We start from the raw sequence: 17840 nt of genomic DNA, 5'->3' as shown, positions 1-17840 counted from the left end.
TTCGATTTTCCAGTCCGGAACAGATGCCCGAAGGCATGCGCCGCCTATTCCAGCAGGCCGAGCGCCGTGCTGCTGGGCAGTTAGAAGCAAGCCCAGAGGTGCGTCGCGCTGTCGAGACGATCGCGAGCGGTGGCACGAAAGAGGGCAGGGCAAGGAAGTACGGGAACGAGATCACCAGCGTTGACGGCATCCGCTTCGATAGCAAGCGCGAGGCCAGGTACTACGAGCAGCTGAAACTAAGGAAGGCGGCCGGCGAGGTATCGCATTGGCTGCGACAGGTTCCGATTCACCTGCCATGCGGCACCCGCTATGTCCTCGACTTCCTGGTCTTCTTCAGCGACGCCGGCCGCGCGCCGGAGTACGTCGACGTGAAGGGCAGGGAGACAAAGGAATTCCGAATCAAGAAACGGGGCGTGGAGCACCACTACCCAATCCGCATCGTTCTGGCATGAAGGGGGATCAATGAGACCAGCAAGCCGACCGTTTGAGCTCAAGGAATATCCCACGATTGCACGCGCCATGAAGATCCTCGCCTGGGTAGACTCGCTGAAGTCGTTCCCCACAGCAGATCAGTTCCAGGACCGCTTCGGCGGAAGCATCGCTACTGCGCATCGAATGTTGAACGCCGTCGAATTGGAGCGGGGCATTGATCGCCCTCGCTTGAGTACCGCAGGCAGGGCAAAGGGGAATCGGAATGCAAGTTGATACGTTCGGCGTGTACGTCAAAGCTCGCCTCGAGGGCTGGGGGCGAGAGTTCGCACTGCACCGGGATTGCGACTACCTTGGTCATCGGTCAAAGGACATGCTCCAAGTTCTGATCGAGCACAAGGGAGAGCTCCCGCCTAAAGTGGTCGGATTCAAGCCGCTCGAAACTGACCCAATGGCGCAGCAGATCGAGGATATCGTCCGCGACATCGCCCGCCACAACGTAGAGCGCGCTTGCATCTTGCGCGGCTACTACTGTGGCATGGGACGAAAGGCCATCGAGCGACGTGAAGTGGCTGAATCCATGATTCGGCGAGTTCTGGACCAGTCCACCTATCGACTCAGCAGGCCGCGATTTTTCGCGGAAGAAGAGCTAGGGAGGGTCGAGATCAGAGGCGTCCTAACCGGCATCTCCCTCGCTGCCTGAGCCGCTACGGACGGCGTCTTCGATCGACGTCAACTTCGCCACCGCCGCCGTTAGTTCCGCATCGTCCTTCATGACATCGGAAAGGCGAACCGCGAACTCAGATAAAACTGTACGAATTGCGGTGGCGCGCTCCAGGCATTCTTCGTCGCTCAGCGCATGTATCCCAACGCTGAGTGCCCCATGTAGCAATCGGAGCGGATCGCGCCCAGCAATCATGAGTGAGTCAGGAAGCGCGTGCTTGATGGCTTCCACGCTCTGGGCAAACTGGCGCGCTGCGCGCGCCGCCTGCAAGTCTGCGATAGCGGGATGACCAGGCGAAACTGAAGACAGCACTCGAATGATCTCGTCGAAGATCCTGTGTCTCTGATTTTCTATCACGCGCCTGTAGTAGCTGAACGCTGCAATGCCCAGCCCTTGCGTCTCACACTGGCGCCCTTTCACGTAGAGGTCGCGATCGGGTCGAACCAAAGAGATCAGCTTTGCCGGATTGGGCGGGCCGAAGGCAGGCACCTCGCCGAATTTGAAAACGTCCGCGTGCTTGCCTGCATGCCTGAGCTCGATCGCAAAAATCTTGTCGGTGGCGCTACAGTTCTTGCACCGATACGTGACGAACTCGCGTACCAGCTTCTTCGGTACGCTGCCGGCGGCGTGCGTGTGCTGTTGCACCTCGATTTGATTCATCGCCGTGAAGAACCGCATCCCGAGACATAGAGAATGATGACAGTACAACTGGATGGCGGGTAGGTCGACGTAGAGGTTGTAATGCCGCTCAACAAAGGCGTTTTCCACCCTTGCTGCCTGAAAGGGTGGCATCCCCTGCAAGAAATGCCCCATGGTCACCACTGGCGGCGTGTTGGGCGCGGGTGCGGATTCCGGCTTCGTTGGGGGCGTACTGGGGGTCATAGAAAATATGTTGACAGGTCTGACTTCCGAGTATAGCTTTTCAGGCACGATGCAATAGAAGCCTCCGGCGAGAGCCGGGGGCTTTTTTGTTGCCCCGAATCGGTCCCCTCGTGCGAAGGCCACCCAGGGCGTCGTGAGACGAACCCGGCCGTGCCGCCAACAACGATCGACCTCACTCCTGTGGATGGAAAGACGCGCAGACCTTGGCGGTTGCGCGCTGGCGGCTATCCAGCGAGGGGACCGGCCTTACACCTGGAACGCTCATGCTGCCTTCGGCGGAAACCCTGATCAAAGCCGTTGGCTGTACGACGCAAGTGGCATCCCGCTTTGTTGGCCCCGTTCGCGAGGCGTGCGAGGCATACACCATCACCTCGCCGAAGCGTCTGGCCGCATTCCTAGCCCAGGTCGGGCATGAGTCCGGTTCATTCGCCAAGCTGGCGGAGAACTTGAACTACTCGCCCGAGCGGCTTGCCGAGATTTGCGCGGGTGCGCCTCGCGCGTCGCGGTGGAACTCTCTGCTTCCGCGCGTCTCCGCACTGGCACGCAATCCCGAAGGCCTTGGGAATGCGGCGTATGGCGGGCGCATGGGAAATCGCGCCGAGGACAGCGGTGATGGCTACAAGTATCGCGGCCGGGGATTGATTGGTAACACCGGTGCTGCGAACTACGAGGCGATCACGGAACTGCTCGCAAGAAAGTTTGGCGGCGTGCCTGACTTCACCCTCCATCCTGAAATGCTCGAAATCCCGCGATGGGCGGCTCTCGCGGCGGGCGCGTTCTGGGAGGCTCAGAACTGCAACAGGCTCGCAGACAGCGATAAGTTTGACGAGATCACGCAGCGCGTGAACGGTGGTCAGCACGGGAAGGCTGATCGCCGTGCCCGCTTCGCGCGCGCGCTGAAGGTGCTGGGAGCATGAGCATGGATAAGTTGAACCGCGACCTGGGGCGTCTCGAAGGAAAGGTCGAGAAGCTGGACGATGACGTGGATGACCTCAAGCGAATGGTGGCCGAGATCCACCAGACGATCAGCGAGGCCCGCGGCGGGTGGAAGACCCTCGTAGTAGTGGGCACCGTCTCATCGGCGCTGACCACCGCAGCAATCAAGGCAATCGCCTGGCTTAAAGGAGCCTGACAATGCACCTCGTTTTCACCATTCTGCTTCTCGCGCTCGTCGCGCTTGCGGTTCTGTTCTATGCCAAGTTCACCCGTTACGGCGCCGTGCCTCTGGCCGCAGCGTGGCGGAGCTACACCGCCTGGCTGTGCCTCGTCGGCATGGCGTTCGGGCAGTTCGTCGTCGACGGCCTGTCCTGGCTGGCTGGATTTTGGGATAGCTTCAGCGCGCAATTCGGCCCGATTCTCGATGCGCCTGCCGCCGGGAAGGCATTGCAATTGCTGAGTGCGTTTTTCTTCCTGCTCCGAATGAAGGGCCAGGGATTCCCCGCGCTCCAGCTGCCGGACTTGCCAGACGACACCGACAAGGCGGGTGCGTGATGCCACTGGACCCGCTCTCACGCTTAATCCTGAAGTGGTGTGCGGTTCTGTTGCTGGTCGTCGCAGTTTGGTTCCATGGCAACGGCCAGGGAGCGGCTCGCTGGGAAGGTAAGTACGACGGCGAGAAGGCGGCACACCAGAAGACCCGCGAAGACCAAGCCTCTGTGCTGCAAGGCCTTGCAGACCTCACCGAGAAGGCGAGGCAGGAGGCGCGTGGCCGTGCCCAGGCATATGCCAGCAGCACAGCGGACAACGATTCCAAGCACAAGAAGGAGATGGCCCATGCGCTGGCTGCGAAAGACCGCGTTATTGATGATTGGCGTTCTGGCCGTCTCCGGCTGCACGATTGGTGGTTCCAAGCGCCCGGAACGCCCCCAACTCTGTCCGGCTCCGCTAACGCCGGAACTCCGACCTTTGCCGGTCGAGATGTTGAGTACGCCGAACTTCGAGCAGCGAGCCTTGCAGAGGGGGTTCAGGACGGAGCCCTCGCAGACGTTTGGATCGGACAGCTCCAGCGAGAACTGATCGCCACGCGGGTCGCTTGCTCGGCGCCGCTGGTGGTTAAGTGAAGCGAGCGCCAAAGCACAATCCATTTCGGGGACATGTCAAGCGCTACATTGCGCCGGAGCCCAGCAGGCAAGCCAGGCGCGCCTTGGCAACGAACAGTGCAGCATGGCGAAAGATTCGCGCATCGAAGTTGGCTCGCAATCCGCTATGCGAGTGCTGCGAGCGGGGTGGATGCCCTAAGTGTGCGAAGAGCGGCATTCGGCCGGCGAACCAGGTCGACCACGTCGACGGCGACGACAGCAACAACGCCGACGAGAATCACCAGAGCCTCTGCGCCTGGTGCCATAGCTACAAGACGAGCACCGAGAATGGCGGATTCGGACACCATCGAACGCCTGCTGCAGGCGATCGCCCAGCAGCAGGCCACAACCGAGAAGCTGACGCGCGCGATTACCGAACAGACTCAGATCACCGCAGGCCTCGTGGCCGCGGTGGCTGAGTTGCTGGGCGAAGAGCTCGGAGCGCCGGTGCCGGAAGGCGCGCAGCCTGTCGTCGCGAACGGCGAGCCGGTCGAAACGGACTGGGACGGAAATCCGGTCTGACCCCCGAACCTGAACGAAAAAGGGGAGGGGGAGGGCAAAAGTCTGAGGCCCTCGGCCTTCGACACGTGCGCCCAGCCATTTATTCGCACCGTCACTTCAGAAAAAACGGTTTTTTCATGGTGGGGATTCCCCGCCGCCCAGGTTCAAGGCCATGCCGAATCCCCGCAAACCCAGCGCGTTGAAAGTGATCGCGGGAACGGACCGGAAGGACCGCGAGCCGGCGGCATCGGTGCCTGCGGTCGACCTACCTCTTGTTGGCGACGTTCCGACGGCGCCGGACTGGATGCCGAATGCGCACGCGATCAAGGAATGGAACCGGCTCGCTCCGATCCTCCATGCAAACAAGCTGCTGACGGAAGCGTCGCTGTCGACGCTCGGGATGCTGTGCGCGCTGCACGGCAACATCTGCCAGCTCCACGCCGCGGGGCTCCCGCCCACGGGTCACATGATGGCGCAGTACCGCAACCTCGCGAACGACTTCGGTCTCACGCCGGTGGCGCAGGGCAAGGTGCGACCCAACGGTGGCAAAGAAGAAAACTCCGGCAACAAGTTCGCCAGGAACGGACGACGGCCAGCGTGACTACGTCGCAATCGCCCTGGCATATGCCGAGGAAGCGATTGCGGACAAGAAGGGCAGGAAGTTCGGCAAGCTCATGCGCCTGGCGGCGCAGCGGTTCATTGGCGACCTGAAGCGAGCCAAAAAGCGTGGCGCGCCGTTCCACTTCGACGAGTGGCATGCCTGCGACGCCTGCGACTTCATCGAGAAGCTCCCCCACGTTGAGGGCGTTTGGAAGAATCCCGACGGGACGATGCAGTCAGAGATTCGGCTGCATCCATCGCACGTGTTCTTTGTGGTGCAGCTGTTCGGATTCCGCAACCCGGACGGCACCCGCCGATTCACGTCAGCGCTCTTCGCGGTGGCGCGCAAGAACGCGAAATCCACGCTGGCGGCGGCGATTCTGCTCTACTGCGAGTGCTGCGAGGACGAGCCGGGCGCGCAGGTAATCAGCGCGGCGACCACGTTTCCGCAAGCATCGATCATCTTTAACGTCGCGAAGCGGATGGCCGAGAAGACCCCGGACCTCCGGGAAGCCTTCGGCCTCCAGATCTTCGCGAAGTCGGTCGCGCGCCTGGACACCGGCGCCAGCTTCAAGCCGATTCACGCCAAGGCGAGCACGCAGGACGGCTTGAACCCGTCGCATGTAGGACTGGACGAGATCCATGCCCACAAGACGGCGGACCTGCTGAACGTGCTCACCTCTGCCGCGGGTGCGCGCAGCTGTCCGCTGTGGCTCTACACGACAACAGAGGGATACACGAACCCCGGCCCTTGGGCCGAGATTCGGCAGTTCGCGAAGCAACTACTGCAAGGGGTGTTCGGCCACTCCGCCGACCACTTCCTCGCGCTGTTCTTCGCCGTGGACGATGACGACGACGAGTTCGACGAGGCCGCATGGGTCAAGGCGAACCCGCTGATCGACAGCAATCCGCATCTTCTGACCGCTATCCGGAAGGAGGCGGTCGAAGCGAAGGCCATGCCGAGCAAGCTGGCCGAGTTCAAGATCAAACGCCTGAATCGCCCGGCGAGCTCGGCGACCGCGTGGGTCGACCTGCTGAAGTGGAAGAAGTGCAAGGGCGACGTCTTCCTGGACGAGCTGGAGAAGTACCCCTGCACCGCGGCGCTTGACCTGGCGTCGACGACGGACATGGTTGCGTGGCGGCTGGTCTGGGAAGTCGGCGACCTACGGGTGACGTGGGGCCGGCGGTGGGTGCCGGAGGACGCGGTGGCGCAGCGCACGGCGCGCGGGACTGTGCCCTATGCCGGTTGGGTGGCTGCCGGCCTGCTCACCCTTACCGAGGGTGAGGTGACCGACTACAACGTGGTCGAGGCGGCGATCCGGGAGGACATCGAACGCTTCAAGCCGTACGCCATCGCGTACGACCGCTGGAATGCGCAAGAGCTGGCGAATCGCCTTATCGAAGACGGGCATCCGCTGCTGGAGTTCGTGCAGGGGACGAAGTCCTATCACCCAGCAATGAAGGAACTCGAACGACTGTATCGAGCTCGGAAGCTGGTGCATGACGCCGACCCCGTACTCGAGTGGTGCGCCTCGAACATGGTCGCTAAGACCGACCAGAACTTGAACACGGCCCCGGACAAGAAGAAGTCCGCGGACAAGATCGACGACATGGCTGCTCTCCTGATGGCGATAGGCGTGGGCCTGACCCCGACGGAGAGCGACGACATTGAACAAGGCTTCGTGGTGATGTGATGGAAAACTCTGCACAGATCGCCCGCGATCGCCTTAGCTCGATCCTCGCCGTCGACCAGGTCGAGCGGGAGCGAGCGCCGCGCGCAGCCGTGCCCGCGGTGGACGTGGACTCGAGCGACGCCGTGCGGATGGGAGAGATCTTTGGCGTCGTGCCGACCGCGGCTGGCGCTGTGGTCAGCCCGTCCTCGTCGATGCGTGTGTCGTCTGTTTATGCTGCCGTGCGCTTGATCGCCGGCGCCATCGCGACGACGCCGTGCAGCTTCTACCGACGCACGAAGGACGGCCGGGAAAAGGCGAACGACCACGATTACTGGTGGCTCTTCAATGAGCAGCCCTGCGGCCGGTTCACCGCTGCGACCATGTGGGAGTTTCTTGCGACGCAAATGCTGCTGCGCGGAGATGGCATCGCCTATCTCGTTCGCGAGAACCGCTACAGCCCGCAGGTGACCGGCGTCATCCCGGTCCCGCGAGATCAGGTGGACATCTTCCGGGTGGGTGACGAGCTGCGTTATCGCATCTACGACCAACTTCCGGACGGCAGTTGGGGCTACTTCGTCGCTTTGCAGGATGACGTACTGCACTTCCCGGGCTTCGGCTTCGACGGGGTTTGCAGCATGAGCGTCATCCAGTGGGGCGCACGCCAGGCCACGGGGATCGCGATCAAGGCCGATGAGCATGCTGGCTCGACCTTCTCCGGCGGCGCCTCGGTGCAGTACGCAGTGAAGGTGCCGGGGAAGATGACCAAGCCCCAGCAGGACGACTTCCGCGAAGCGTGGGTAGCGAAGTACGGAGCAGGGAACGGAGTCAGCAAAATTCCGCTCATCCTGACGGAAGGACTGGCCGTCGAGCAGCTCTCCATGACGTCAGCGGACGCGCAGCTTCTCGAGTCGCGCAAGTTCCAGGTCGTCGACATTGCACGAGCGTTCGGCGTGCCACCGCACATGGTCGGCGAGACCTCCGCATCGACTAGCTGGGGCTCTGGTATCGAGCAGATGAGCCTCGGCTTCATGAAGTGGGGCATGCGCCCCCACCTGGTTCGCTGGGGTCAAGAGCTCAATAGGAAGCTTTTCCCTGTGCGTGCCACCTACTTCGCAGAGTTCAACGTTGACGGTCACCTGGAGGGCGACAGCAAAGCTCAGGCCGAGTACTTCGGGAAGGCGCTCGGCGGCCCTGGTGCGTGTGGCTGGATGACCAGCAACGAAGTCCGCGCTCTGAAGAATCTCCCGCCGTTGCCTGGGGGAGACAAGCTCTTCGATCCCACGAAGGCGGCAGCAAAGCCGACCCCGAAAACCCAGGATGAACCGCAGGAGCCGGAACCCGCATGAACCGCAACCACACCCGCCTGCTCGCCTTGCAGGCAGCGAACCGCGAAGCCCCCCGTGCATACCGCATCGAGGCGGCCGCTGACGAGGCAACGATCTATCTCTACGACGTTATCGGTTACGACTGGTGGACCGATGGCGGTATCACCGCCATGCAGTTCGCCGCCGACCTCAACTCGGTGCGTCACGTGAGTACGCTGCATCTCCGCTTCAACTCCCCGGGCGGTGACGTGTTCGAGGGGCGCGCGATCTGTGCCGCGCTCGACGCGCACCCGGCACGCAAGATCGGGCACGTCGACGGATGGGCTGTCTCCGCCGCGAGCTTCATCCTCATGCACTGCGACGAGATCGAGATCACTGAAGGCGCGATGGTGATGATCCACAACGGATGGACGTGCGCTTGCGGCGATACCCGGGTGATGAGCCAGACGGCCGCGCTGCTGGCGAAGATCGACAACGCAATCGCGGACGACTACCTGCGGCGTATTGAGGATCGCGAACAGATCGTCGCCTGGATGAACGCGGAAACGTGGTTCAGCGCTGCGGAGGCCGTCGAGCACGGCTTTGCCGACCGTATCGCGGGCAAGGATGGCGAGACGGCTCGCGCGTCGTGGAACCTCACCGCGTATGCCAATGCGCCCAAGGCGACGGTCTCGACGCCGCCCGCACCCGAGCCGGCACCGGCTCCGCCCGAACCCACCGACCAGAACAACGGGGAGCAGGCAGAGCGCGCGCACAACGTGCGTCGCGCAGCCATCCCCGAACCCCTCCCCGCGTAGGAATCGCTCCCGCGCAGGAACCGAGCCCGCCACCCGGCGGGCTTTTCATTTCACCAAGAGGAAAAGCACCATGAGCAAGATCAAGGCTCTGCGGGAGCGTCACAACGCACTGGCCCGCGAATTGCAGGACATCACCGAGCAGAATCCGGGCGCAACCTGGAACGCCGAACACCAGGCGAAGTACGACGCCAACATGGCGGAGATCGAGCAGGTCCGCGCCGAGATCCGTCGGCTGGAAGCCGTTGCCGCGCTCGAGGTCGAGGACCGTGCGCGCGAACTGGGAATCGAAATCCAGGATCGCCCCGCCCAGTCCCCGGCTGCCGCAGCCGCCCGTTCGCTGTTGAACAAGTGGCTGCGCGGCGGTGATGGTGCTCTGTCGGCAGAAGAGTGGAACACCGTGCGCAACGCCATGTCGACCGGCACCGCATCGGAGGGCGGTTACACCGTCGAGACCTCTGTCGCCACCGAGCTCATCAAGGCGATGAAGGAATTCGGCGGCATGCGCAGCATCGCCACCCAGTTCGGCACCGACCAGGGCAACCCGATGAACTGGCCGACCATGGACGACACCGGCAACACCGGTGAGCTGATCGCGGAGAACACCACCGCCACCTCGCAGGACGCCGCGTTCAACACCGTGGGCCTGCCGGTCTACAAGTGGAGTTCCAAGATCGTCGCCGTGCCGTTCGAGCTCTTGCAGGACTCGCAGCTCAACATCGACTCGATCGTCGTCGGCCTGTGCGCGACCCGTCTGGCGCGTGTGCAGAACACGTACTTCACCACTGGCACCGGCACCAGCCAGCCGCGTGGCATCGTGACCGCAGCGGGCTCGGGCAAGGTCGGCACCACCGGCCAGACCACCACGGTCACTTACGACGACTTGGTCGATCTGGAGCACTCGGTCGATCCGGCCTACCGGAATCAGGCTGGCGTGGGCTTCATGATGAACGACGCCTCCCTGAAGGTGATCCGCAAGATCAAGGACACCGAGGGTCGCCCGATCTTCGTGCCTGGCTATGAGACCGGCAACCCCGGTGGCGCCCCCGATCGCCTGCTGAACCGTCCGATCACGATCAATCAGGACATGGCGGTGATGGGCGCCAACGCAAAGTCGATCCTGTTCGGTGTGCTGGGCAACTACCGCATCCGCGATGTAATGTCCGCCACTCTGTTCCGGTTCACTGACTCGGCCTACACGAAGCTCGGCCAGGTTGGCTTCCTCGCGTGGCAGCGCGCCGGCGGCAACCTGCTCGACGTGAGCGGCTCGACGGTCAAGTTCTACCAGAACTCCGCGACCTAATCGCGGCAGGACGGTAGCCCAGACGAGCGCCCGGAGACCCGGGCGCTCTTACGTGAAGAGGTGCAACGATGTCGAAGAACAACAATCAGGGCCAGGGTGCGCAGACCATTCTCCATGGCTCGAACACGCTGGCGGCAGTGATCGCACTGGCCGCCGGTATCGAAGTGCAGCTGGGCGCGGTGGTCGCACGTTCCCACAAGGAATCGGGCTTGTCCGCCGAAGACTGGAACAAGCTCGAAGACGCCAAGCGCGACGAGCTGCTCGAAGCCACGATCACCACCATGAAGGCGGAAGCAGAAGCCAAGATCGCAGCCGATGCTGAGAAGCAGGCGCAGGCTGGCAAGAAGGTGAAGGCCCGTGTGCTGGTGGCGTTCGGCGATTATCAGCCGAATGAGGTCGTCAAGGTGACACCCGCCGAGCTGAAGCAGTACGCCGACTCGCTGGACGCCACGCCGGCGGCAGTGTCCTACGCCGAATCACTGGCAAAGGGCGACAATGGCGAGGAAGCAATCGAAGCCTGATCCCAGGGGCCGGGCTTCCGGCCCCTGTCGTGAGTCTTCTGGAGCAATCTCATGCGCTTGCGCCTCATCACTGCCCCGAGCGACCAGGTCGTCACCACGGCCGCTGCTCGCGCGCAGGTGAATGCTTATGGCACCGCACAGGACGCCCAGCTTGAGGCAATGATCGCCGCTGTTGTGTCTGGCCTCGACGGCTATCAGGGCGAGCTGGGGCGAGCACTTGTCGAGCAGGAGTGGGAGCTGGCACTTGATTCGTTCCCGCCTTCGGCAATTTGCCTGCCGCTGCCGCCACTGCTTTCTGTGGCCTCGGTGAAGTACGTCGATCCCGATGGGGTGCAGCAGACAATGGACCCGGCTGGCTACACGACCGAGCCAGGCGAGCATGGCTTCACGATGCCGGTGCATGGCACGTGCTGGCCGGCCACCCGCGCCCAGCCCCTCGCCGTGCGCGTGCAGTTCAAGGCCGGCTACGGAACAACGGGCGACAAGGTGCCGGCGGCAATCCGCTCAGCAATCTTGCTTCGAGTGGCGGATCTGTTCGAGAACCGCGAGTCCTCAATCGTCGGGAAGTCGGTCGCGCCGAATCCGACGTCGGATCTGCTGCTGTTCCCGTTCAAGCTGGTGCGGCCATGAGCGCGGGAAAGTACCGGCACCTGATCCGGCTGCAGGCAAAGGTCGACGCCACCGAAGGCCCGCTTGGCCCGATGCCCGGCGCCTGGGCGGATTGGGAGCCGGAACCGGGGCAGGGCGCAGACATTCCGGCTGAGGTCGTGCCGCTGTCGGGGCGTGACTTCATCGCGGCCGGAGAGAAGCAGTCTGAGGTATCGGCCCGCATTGAAATTCGCTGGGTGCCGGGGGTGCTAGACACCATGCGCGTCCAGTTCGACGGCGCGCCCTACGCGATCGTGGCAGTGCTCCCTGACCCAACCGCGCGCCGACACCTCACGCTGATGTTGAGCAAGGGTGTAACGGATGGACAGTAGCCGCCCCGTCCAAGGGCTTGACGGGCTCCTGGACGCGATGCGGCAGCTTCCGGCCGAGATAGTGTCCAAGAACGGCGGCCCGGCCCGTGTTGCCCTCGCACGGGGCGCCAGGAGGGTCCGTGATGAAGTGCGGGCAAATGCGCCGGAGCGGTCGGGCTTCCTGAAGAAGCAGATCGTGACGCTTCGCAGTCCGCGCCCCCAGGCCTACGGCGGAAGCGAGCTGTATTCGGTGGGTGTCAGAGGCGGGGCGCGGGCGAAGTACGCCAACACGAAGAGGAACCGCAGGAAGGGGCGAGTCGGCAAGACGTACGAAAAACCCTCAAACGCCTTCTACTGGCGGTTCCAGGAATTCGGCGTCCCGTCGCGGAACATCCAGCCGCTTGCCTTCTTCCGTCGGGCCATCCGCAAGCTGGCCGACCCGGTGATCGATCAATTCGCGGCCGACCTGCGCAAGGCGCTGGACCGGATCGCGCGCAAGCTCAGGAGAGCGTGAGTGTTCCCGCCCATCTATCAGCTCGTCGCCGCCGACGCAGCCTGCAAGGCAGTGCTGGGGACGCCTCCCCGCTGCTACTTCGGCTTGGCCGAAGAGAACGCGGCGCGCCCCTATGTAGTCTGGCACCTGGCGGGCGGAAGCCCTGAGAACCTGCTGGACGGACCGCCGCCGCATGACCACTTCGCTGGCCAGGTCGACATCGTCGCCGACGACCAGACCAGCTACATCGCCGCAGTCACGGCCGTGCGCGCTGCGCTTGAGCGCGTCGGCAATGTGACCTCGTACAACCCGGGAGGAAAGAACGCCGAAACCGGGCGCCTCGAGTACTCCTTTGACGCTGAGTTCCACGTAACGCGCTGAACACGCGCTGCAGGAAAGTCCCGCCCGCCTTGTGCGGGCTTTTTTTTGGCCCCTCGCAAGGATCACCACCATGGCAAGTACCAAAACCAAACACACCACCATTTACGTCGCCACCGCGGCGGCCGTTGCGACGAAGATCGTCGGCGTCCGCCAGGCCGGCGTCCCCGACGGCCAAGCCTCGCAGATCGACATTTCCAGCTGGGATGATGACTTCGATCAGTTCGTGTCGGGCCGCAAGAGCACCGGCAGCACCACGATCGAGGTGATCTTCGACGCTGCCGCCCACGAAACGCTGGAAGCGAAGTACCAGTCCGGCGAGGTCATGGAATTCCTGGTGCTGGCGCCGGCCAGTGACTCCGCCGCTGCTGTGGCGCCGACCGTCACCGCCAGCGCATTCGCCGCGGTCACCGCTGTCGACAACATCAAGTTCAAGGGCTACATCTCGAACTTTGCCGTTGCCATGGCTGACAACGATGTGTGGCGCGGGACCATCACCATCCAGGGCACTGGCCCGCGCACCATCACCAAGAAATCTCCGTAAGGGGCGCAACGGCGACCAAACCACATGCTCGGGCGCGCGGGGTCACCCGCGTGTTCGCCGTGCGCGTCTCGTGCGCCCGGGCACCTATGGAAAACGGCGATGAACCTGATTGAAACCCTCCAGAGCGGTGGCGCATTCGCGTCGACCGAAGCCCAGAAGCGCCAGATCAAGCTGGCAAAGAACAAGACCGCTGACGTGCTCGTGCGTGAGCTCCCCGATGCGGAATTTCGCAAGAAGGTCGGTGCGCCTTATGACCGCTCCAACCTGATCGCTGCCTGTGTGGTCGGCGAAGACGGCAAGCCGCTGATGTCCGCGGAACAGGCCGCGCAACTGAAGGTCAGCGTCGCTCGCGACTTGGAACGCATCTGTTTTGAGGTCAACGGCGCCGGCGATCAGACCGAATCGGACGAGCAGGCGGGAAAGTCCTAAGCCGAAAGGGCGAGGTGTGGTTCTGGCATGTGCTGGCGCTGCACCTTGGCTGCACTGTCGCGGAACTCCGCAAGCGGATGACCCGGGCGGAGTTCCGCCGCTGGTGGCAATTCCACCAGCGCAACCCGATCGACCCAATCGGCATGCACATACGGCCGGCCGCGCTCGGGTCGTACTACACCGCTAAGTATGGGTTCGCGAAGACGAGCGAATCCTTTGACGACGTTTTCCAGCTTCTGGTGCCAACGCACCCAGACGACGAAGCCTGGGACGTGTTCAACGCATTTCTCTGATCCATCCCCCGCTTCGGCGGGGGATTTTCCTTTTCTGGTGCCCCTATGTCCGTGCGCTCGCTAGGCCAGCTGACTATCGACATGCTGCTCAAGATGGGCGCGTTCGAGACCGACATGGCGCGAGCCGCTCGCGCTGCGGAAAAGAACGCGAAGCAGATCCAGCGGTCGATGCAGAACGCCGCGATCGGCGTCGCCAAAGAACTTGCAACCGTCGCGGGCCTTTCCTACAGCATCGCCCAAGCCTGGCAGGGGTTCCAAGGCGCGATCGACGCGGCCGACAAAGTAGATGAACTGAACGCGCGCCTGGGAATTAGCACCGAGAAGCTCTCGGAGTACCGCTATGCCGCGCGGCTGACCGGATCGGATATTGACTCTCTGGCTGGCTCGCTCGGCAAGTTCTCGAAGAACCTGGCTGAAGCACAGGACCCGAACAGCAAGCAGGCCAAGCTGTTCAAGACGCTCGGAATCCAGGTGCAGGATGCGACCGGGCGTCTGCGCCAAGCTCAGGACGTGCTGCCGGAGGTGATGGATCGCTTCAAGGCGCTCACCAATGACACGCTCGAATCCGCGACGGCGATGGAGCTGTTCGGCAAGAGCGGAGCCGAGCTGCTGGAGTTCCTCAACCTGGGCTCAGGCGGCCTGCAGAAGATGGGCGACCGCGCCCGCGAGCTGGGCGGAATCATTGACGGGGACACCGCCGCGGCCGCTGCCAAGTTCCGGGACCGCACGGACGACATGACCCTGGCGATGGAGGGGCTCTATCTCCAGGTGGCGGCCCACCTGCTTCCCCAGATGACCCAGCTTACCGAGACGTTCACCGACTACGTGACCGACGGCGAGCGCGTGGCGGAGGTGTCGAACGACGTCGCGAACCTCTTCCAGATCATGGGGGCAGCGCTGGACTTCGTAGTCCCGTTCTTCAAGGCGATCGACGACGTCATCCAAGGCACGGCCATGAGCATGGTCGGCCTGGCGGAAGCAGCGAAGGGCGTGATCAATCTGGACTGGGACCAGGTGAAGCGCGGCTGGGAGGTCGCTGATCAGGGCGGATACCTGGCCTACTACGGCGAAGAGATTGCCGCCCAGAAGTTGCCAGGTGCATTCGGCAGCACCAGCACTCCCAAGCCTGATGGCCGCCCCGTCAACCAGCCACGTCGGTCGGGCAGTTCCCGCCGCGGTGGCGCGCCCATGAACATGACCGCCGGGCCTGAGCAGAGCGACTACGAGCGCGCGCTGCAGAAGTACTACGCGGATGAAGAGGCACGCAACGAGAAGGCGCGCAAAGCTGCCTCCGACCGGGCGAAGGAGGCCGCAAAGGAGGCCAAGCAACGGGCCGAAGCTCTGGAGCGGAATTCCAACCTGGCGCGGCAGGCGGCCGCCGACCTCGAGGGGCCGTACGCCAGCGCGGTCGAGAAAGCGCGCCAGCAGGACGAGGCGTGGCGCAAAGAGCTCGACGCTGGGAACATGACTCAGGCCAACTACGCCGCTCTGGTGAAGCAGCAGACCGCACAGCTGGCCGAGCGTCGCGTCGAGATGGAGAAGCAGCAGGCGGCCCCGCAGGCTCTTCTGGACACGATGACGGGCGAGATCCAACTGCTCGGCATGGTTGGCCCTGCGCGCGAGCGTTACCAGCGCCAACTGCAGAACGAAAACGACATGCGCCGCGCGATTGCCGATGCCATCGAGGCCGGTAACACCGCCTTGCGCGACTCGCCTGACATGCAGGCAAAGCTGATCGCAGAGGCGCGCGCCTACGCCGATTGGTCGATGCAGGTCGAAGAAGCCGCAGCAATGGCTGAGCAGTGGGCCGGCATTGTGGTTGGCGGAGTCGGTGATGCCTCCAGCGCGTTCGCCGACTTTGTCGCTAACGGCGCCGACGATTTTGGCGACTTCTGGGATGACCTGAAGAACATCGCCAAGCGCGGAATCGCCGACTTGATCCGTCAGCTGCTCCAGCAGAAGATCGTTATTCCGATCCAGACCCAGATCCAGAACGGAATGAACGGCCAGGCCGGCGGCGGGATCTGGAACACGCTTGCTGGCCTGTTCAATGGGAACGGCTTCAGCGGAGCAGGCCAAGGGGCCGGCAATTGGGCGAGCATGCTCGGCAGCGGCAACGGCGGAGCCTTCTCCTCGCTCGCCGGCCTGTTCGGCGGTGGTTCCACCACCGCAAGCGCGGGGAGCCTCTGGGCGGCCCAGGCATCAAGCGGCGCTGGTAGCTTGGCCAACTTCGGCAACAACGTGTCCAGCCTGTGGGGTGCCGGCGCAAGCGGTGGTGCGAGCGCAGGCGCCGGCGCGGGAGCCAGCAGCATGGCATCCGCCGTGCCGATCATCGGCTGGATCATCGCCGGCATGATGAAGAATGCCGAGTTGTTCGACCAGGGCTGGGATATCGCCAACGGGGAAAGCTGGGCAGGCAAGGCGGCGACGTTGGGTGCGGTCTCGCATGCGGACAAGGTGTTTCGCTCGCTGGGCTTCAGCGACAAGATCTCGTCGATCCTCTCCGGCTCCTCCATCCACGCCAAGCTGTTCGGTCGCAAGAAGCCACAGATCATGGGCCAAGGCATCACCGGCAACTACGGCTTTGAAGGCTTCAGCGGCTCAAGCTACGCCGACGTTTACCAGAAGGGCGGACTGTTCCGCAGCTCGAAGCGGTGGACGCAGTACGGTTCTCTGGATAGTGACGTCGACAAGTACATCGATCAGGCCATTCAGTCGGTTCGCACAGGAACCGAGCAACTGGCTACGCAACTTGGCGTCGATATCAGCAAGCAGCTGTCCGGCGTGCGCGTCAATCTAGGGAAGGTGCAGCTTGACGCAGATCCAGCAAAGGCACAGCAGCAGATCGAGGCGCTGATCGCCAAAATGGTTGGGGACCTTTCCACTCAGAGCATTCGCATCCTCGGCTTCGGCGATCTGCTGAACAAAGGATTTGAGTCCGGCGATGTCATGAGTGCGCTGGCCGCAAGCATTTCGCTGGTCACGGGATCTGCGGAGGGGCTGGGACGCGCGCTGCAAAATTGGGAGCTAAGCAACATCACCAAGGGCGTCGAGTTCTTCATGGACCTCGCCCAGAAGAACGGAACGACCCTCGAGGAAGAGGTCAGCCGGGTCTCAGGGGTGCTGAGCAACTACGGCGCCCTGATGACCGACGTGCAGGGCCAGCTGATGACGGCAGGCCTCAGTGACTACCAGCGTGCTGCCCTCGGTATCGAGACCACGTATCGCCAACAAGTGCAGGCCGCCAACGACTATGCGAAGGCTCTAGGCCTGAGCGGCGCCCGCGCGGAAGACCTCGCGAAGATCGAAGAGTTGCGCGCAGTGAACATGGCAGCCCTGCAGCGCCAGATCGAGCAGGAACGCGAAAGCATCCTGGGCGGCCTGGCCCTGTCAGACCTTTCGCCCCTGTCTGACCAGGAGAAGCTTGCAGAGGGCATGGCCCAGCTGCGCGAAGCCGTTGCCGCCGGAGATTTGTCGTCCGCATCTGCCCTGTCTCAATCCGTGCTCGGGCTTGGCCGCAACCTGTTCGCTTCAGGCAAGGATTACAACGCCCTCTACGACCAGGTAATCGGCATGATCGGCAGCATCGGTCTTCCCGACCTTGAAATGGATGACGGGACGACGATGGGCGATCTGGCTGGAATCCTGACGGACCTCCCCCAGAACATCGCCCGCGCATTGTTCGCCGTCGCAAGCGGCGCGCAGGCCCCGCTTCCCTCGGGCGGCACCGCGGGCACGCCTACCGGCGGCAATGGCCAAGTGAACGGCGGCATGGGGAGCAATGGCAATGCGCAGTCGGACACTGGTTTGCTGACGCAGATTCGGGATCTGCTTTCCGACATCGCGGGCGCCAGTGGGAAGGTGAACGTTGACCGTGCTATGGAGCGGCTCGAGGCGATGAACCGATGAGCCGG

General features: G+C 63.3%; 22 protein-coding genes. 21 read left to right on the top strand and 1 reads right to left on the bottom strand.

Going from position 1 to position 17840, the window contains the following annotated elements:
• The first annotated feature begins 23 nt into the window (after positions 1-23).
• Positions 24-452: a DUF1064 domain-containing protein gene (locus B5X78_RS03510; RefSeq protein WP_079723081.1), complete on the top strand. Its 429-nt coding sequence runs from the start codon at positions 24-26 to the stop codon at positions 450-452.
• 242 nt (positions 453-694) lie between these two features.
• Positions 695-1132: a hypothetical protein gene (locus B5X78_RS03505; RefSeq protein ID WP_079723080.1), complete on the top strand. Its 438-nt coding sequence runs from the start codon at positions 695-697 to the stop codon at positions 1130-1132.
• Here the strand turns inward: B5X78_RS03505 and B5X78_RS03500 are convergent.
• The gene (locus B5X78_RS03500; protein ID WP_079723079.1) at positions 1106-1966 is read right to left on the bottom strand and encodes a hypothetical protein; all 861 of its coding nucleotides are present in this window, start codon (positions 1964-1966) and stop codon (positions 1106-1108) included. The two genes, B5X78_RS03505 and B5X78_RS03500, sit on opposite strands and share 27 nt — an antisense overlap.
• A 332-nt stretch (positions 1967-2298) precedes the next feature.
• On the opposite strand from B5X78_RS03500, the gene B5X78_RS03495 reads away from it, so the two are divergent.
• The 19 genes from B5X78_RS03495 (at position 2299) to B5X78_RS03405 (ending at position 17835) form a co-directional block, all read left to right on the top strand.
• Positions 2299-2952, top strand: coding sequence for a glycoside hydrolase family 19 protein (locus B5X78_RS03495; RefSeq protein ID WP_079723078.1), 654 nt, complete (start codon positions 2299-2301; stop codon positions 2950-2952).
• A 2-nt stretch (positions 2953-2954) separates the two neighbouring features.
• A complete protein-coding gene (locus B5X78_RS03490) occupies positions 2955-3167 on the top strand; it encodes a hypothetical protein (protein WP_139381372.1) in 213 nt (70 codons plus the stop codon).
• Between the two features lie 2 nt (positions 3168-3169).
• A complete protein-coding gene (locus B5X78_RS03485; protein ID WP_079723076.1) occupies positions 3170-3526 on the top strand; it encodes a hypothetical protein in 357 nt (118 codons plus the stop codon).
• Complete coding sequence (locus tag B5X78_RS03480) at positions 3526-4095, top strand: lysis system i-spanin subunit Rz (RefSeq protein WP_079723075.1); 570 nt, start codon at positions 3526-3528, stop codon at positions 4093-4095. The genes B5X78_RS03485 and B5X78_RS03480 overlap by 1 nt, the downstream gene beginning before the upstream one ends.
• 306 nt (positions 4096-4401) lie before the next feature.
• A complete protein-coding gene (locus B5X78_RS03475; protein WP_079723074.1) occupies positions 4402-4635 on the top strand; it encodes a hypothetical protein in 234 nt (77 codons plus the stop codon).
• Positions 4636-4786: 151 nt separating this feature from the next.
• A complete protein-coding gene (locus B5X78_RS03470) occupies positions 4787-5215 on the top strand; it encodes a hypothetical protein (protein WP_079723073.1) in 429 nt (142 codons plus the stop codon).
• Complete coding sequence (locus B5X78_RS03465; protein WP_217698633.1) at positions 5157-6908, top strand: terminase large subunit; 1752 nt, start codon at positions 5157-5159, stop codon at positions 6906-6908. Before B5X78_RS03470 ends, B5X78_RS03465 begins: the two co-directional genes overlap by 59 nt.
• The gene (locus B5X78_RS03460) at positions 6908-8233 is read left to right on the top strand and encodes a phage portal protein (protein ID WP_079723071.1); all 1326 of its coding nucleotides are present in this window, start codon (positions 6908-6910) and stop codon (positions 8231-8233) included. Before B5X78_RS03465 ends, B5X78_RS03460 begins: the two co-directional genes overlap by 1 nt.
• A complete protein-coding gene (locus tag B5X78_RS03455) occupies positions 8230-9009 on the top strand; it encodes a head maturation protease, ClpP-related (protein ID WP_079723070.1) in 780 nt (259 codons plus the stop codon). Before B5X78_RS03460 ends, B5X78_RS03455 begins: the two co-directional genes overlap by 4 nt.
• 70 nt (positions 9010-9079) lie before the next feature.
• Positions 9080-10309: a phage major capsid protein gene (locus B5X78_RS03450; RefSeq protein WP_079723069.1), complete on the top strand. Its 1230-nt coding sequence runs from the start codon at positions 9080-9082 to the stop codon at positions 10307-10309.
• Between the two features lie 68 nt (positions 10310-10377).
• A complete protein-coding gene (locus B5X78_RS03445) occupies positions 10378-10830 on the top strand; it encodes a hypothetical protein (protein ID WP_079723068.1) in 453 nt (150 codons plus the stop codon).
• A 51-nt stretch (positions 10831-10881) separates the two neighbouring features.
• Positions 10882-11460 (top strand): head-tail connector protein, encoded by a 579-nt coding sequence (locus B5X78_RS03440; RefSeq protein WP_079723067.1) that lies wholly within the window; start codon positions 10882-10884, stop codon positions 11458-11460.
• A complete protein-coding gene (locus B5X78_RS03435) occupies positions 11457-11810 on the top strand; it encodes a phage head closure protein (RefSeq protein ID WP_079723066.1) in 354 nt (117 codons plus the stop codon). The genes B5X78_RS03440 and B5X78_RS03435 overlap by 4 nt, the downstream gene beginning before the upstream one ends.
• Entirely contained in the window at positions 11800-12303 is a 504-nt protein-coding gene (locus tag B5X78_RS03430) for an HK97-gp10 family putative phage morphogenesis protein (protein WP_079723065.1), read from the top strand. Before B5X78_RS03435 ends, B5X78_RS03430 begins: the two co-directional genes overlap by 11 nt.
• Positions 12304-12663: a tail completion protein gp17 gene (gp17, locus tag B5X78_RS03425; protein WP_079723064.1), complete on the top strand. Its 360-nt coding sequence runs from the start codon at positions 12304-12306 to the stop codon at positions 12661-12663.
• A 70-nt stretch (positions 12664-12733) separates the two neighbouring features.
• Complete coding sequence (locus tag B5X78_RS03420; RefSeq protein ID WP_079723063.1) at positions 12734-13204, top strand: phage tail tube protein; 471 nt, start codon at positions 12734-12736, stop codon at positions 13202-13204.
• Between the two features lie 99 nt (positions 13205-13303).
• Complete coding sequence (locus B5X78_RS03415) at positions 13304-13633, top strand: hypothetical protein (RefSeq protein WP_079723062.1); 330 nt, start codon at positions 13304-13306, stop codon at positions 13631-13633.
• Between the two features lie 14 nt (positions 13634-13647).
• Positions 13648-13926: a hypothetical protein gene (locus tag B5X78_RS03410; RefSeq protein WP_139381371.1), complete on the top strand. Its 279-nt coding sequence runs from the start codon at positions 13648-13650 to the stop codon at positions 13924-13926.
• 81 nt (positions 13927-14007) lie between these two features.
• The gene (locus tag B5X78_RS03405; protein ID WP_139381370.1) at positions 14008-17835 is read left to right on the top strand and encodes a phage tail protein; all 3828 of its coding nucleotides are present in this window, start codon (positions 14008-14010) and stop codon (positions 17833-17835) included.
• The last annotated feature ends 5 nt before the right edge of the window (positions 17836-17840 follow it).

Origin of the sequence: Pseudoxanthomonas indica (genome assembly GCF_900167565.1) — a bacterium.
Classification (GTDB): domain Bacteria; phylum Pseudomonadota; class Gammaproteobacteria; order Xanthomonadales; family Xanthomonadaceae; genus Pseudoxanthomonas_A; species Pseudoxanthomonas_A indica.
Note: the sequence above shows the minus strand (reverse complement) of the source record. Positions and strands in the feature narration are given on the sequence as shown.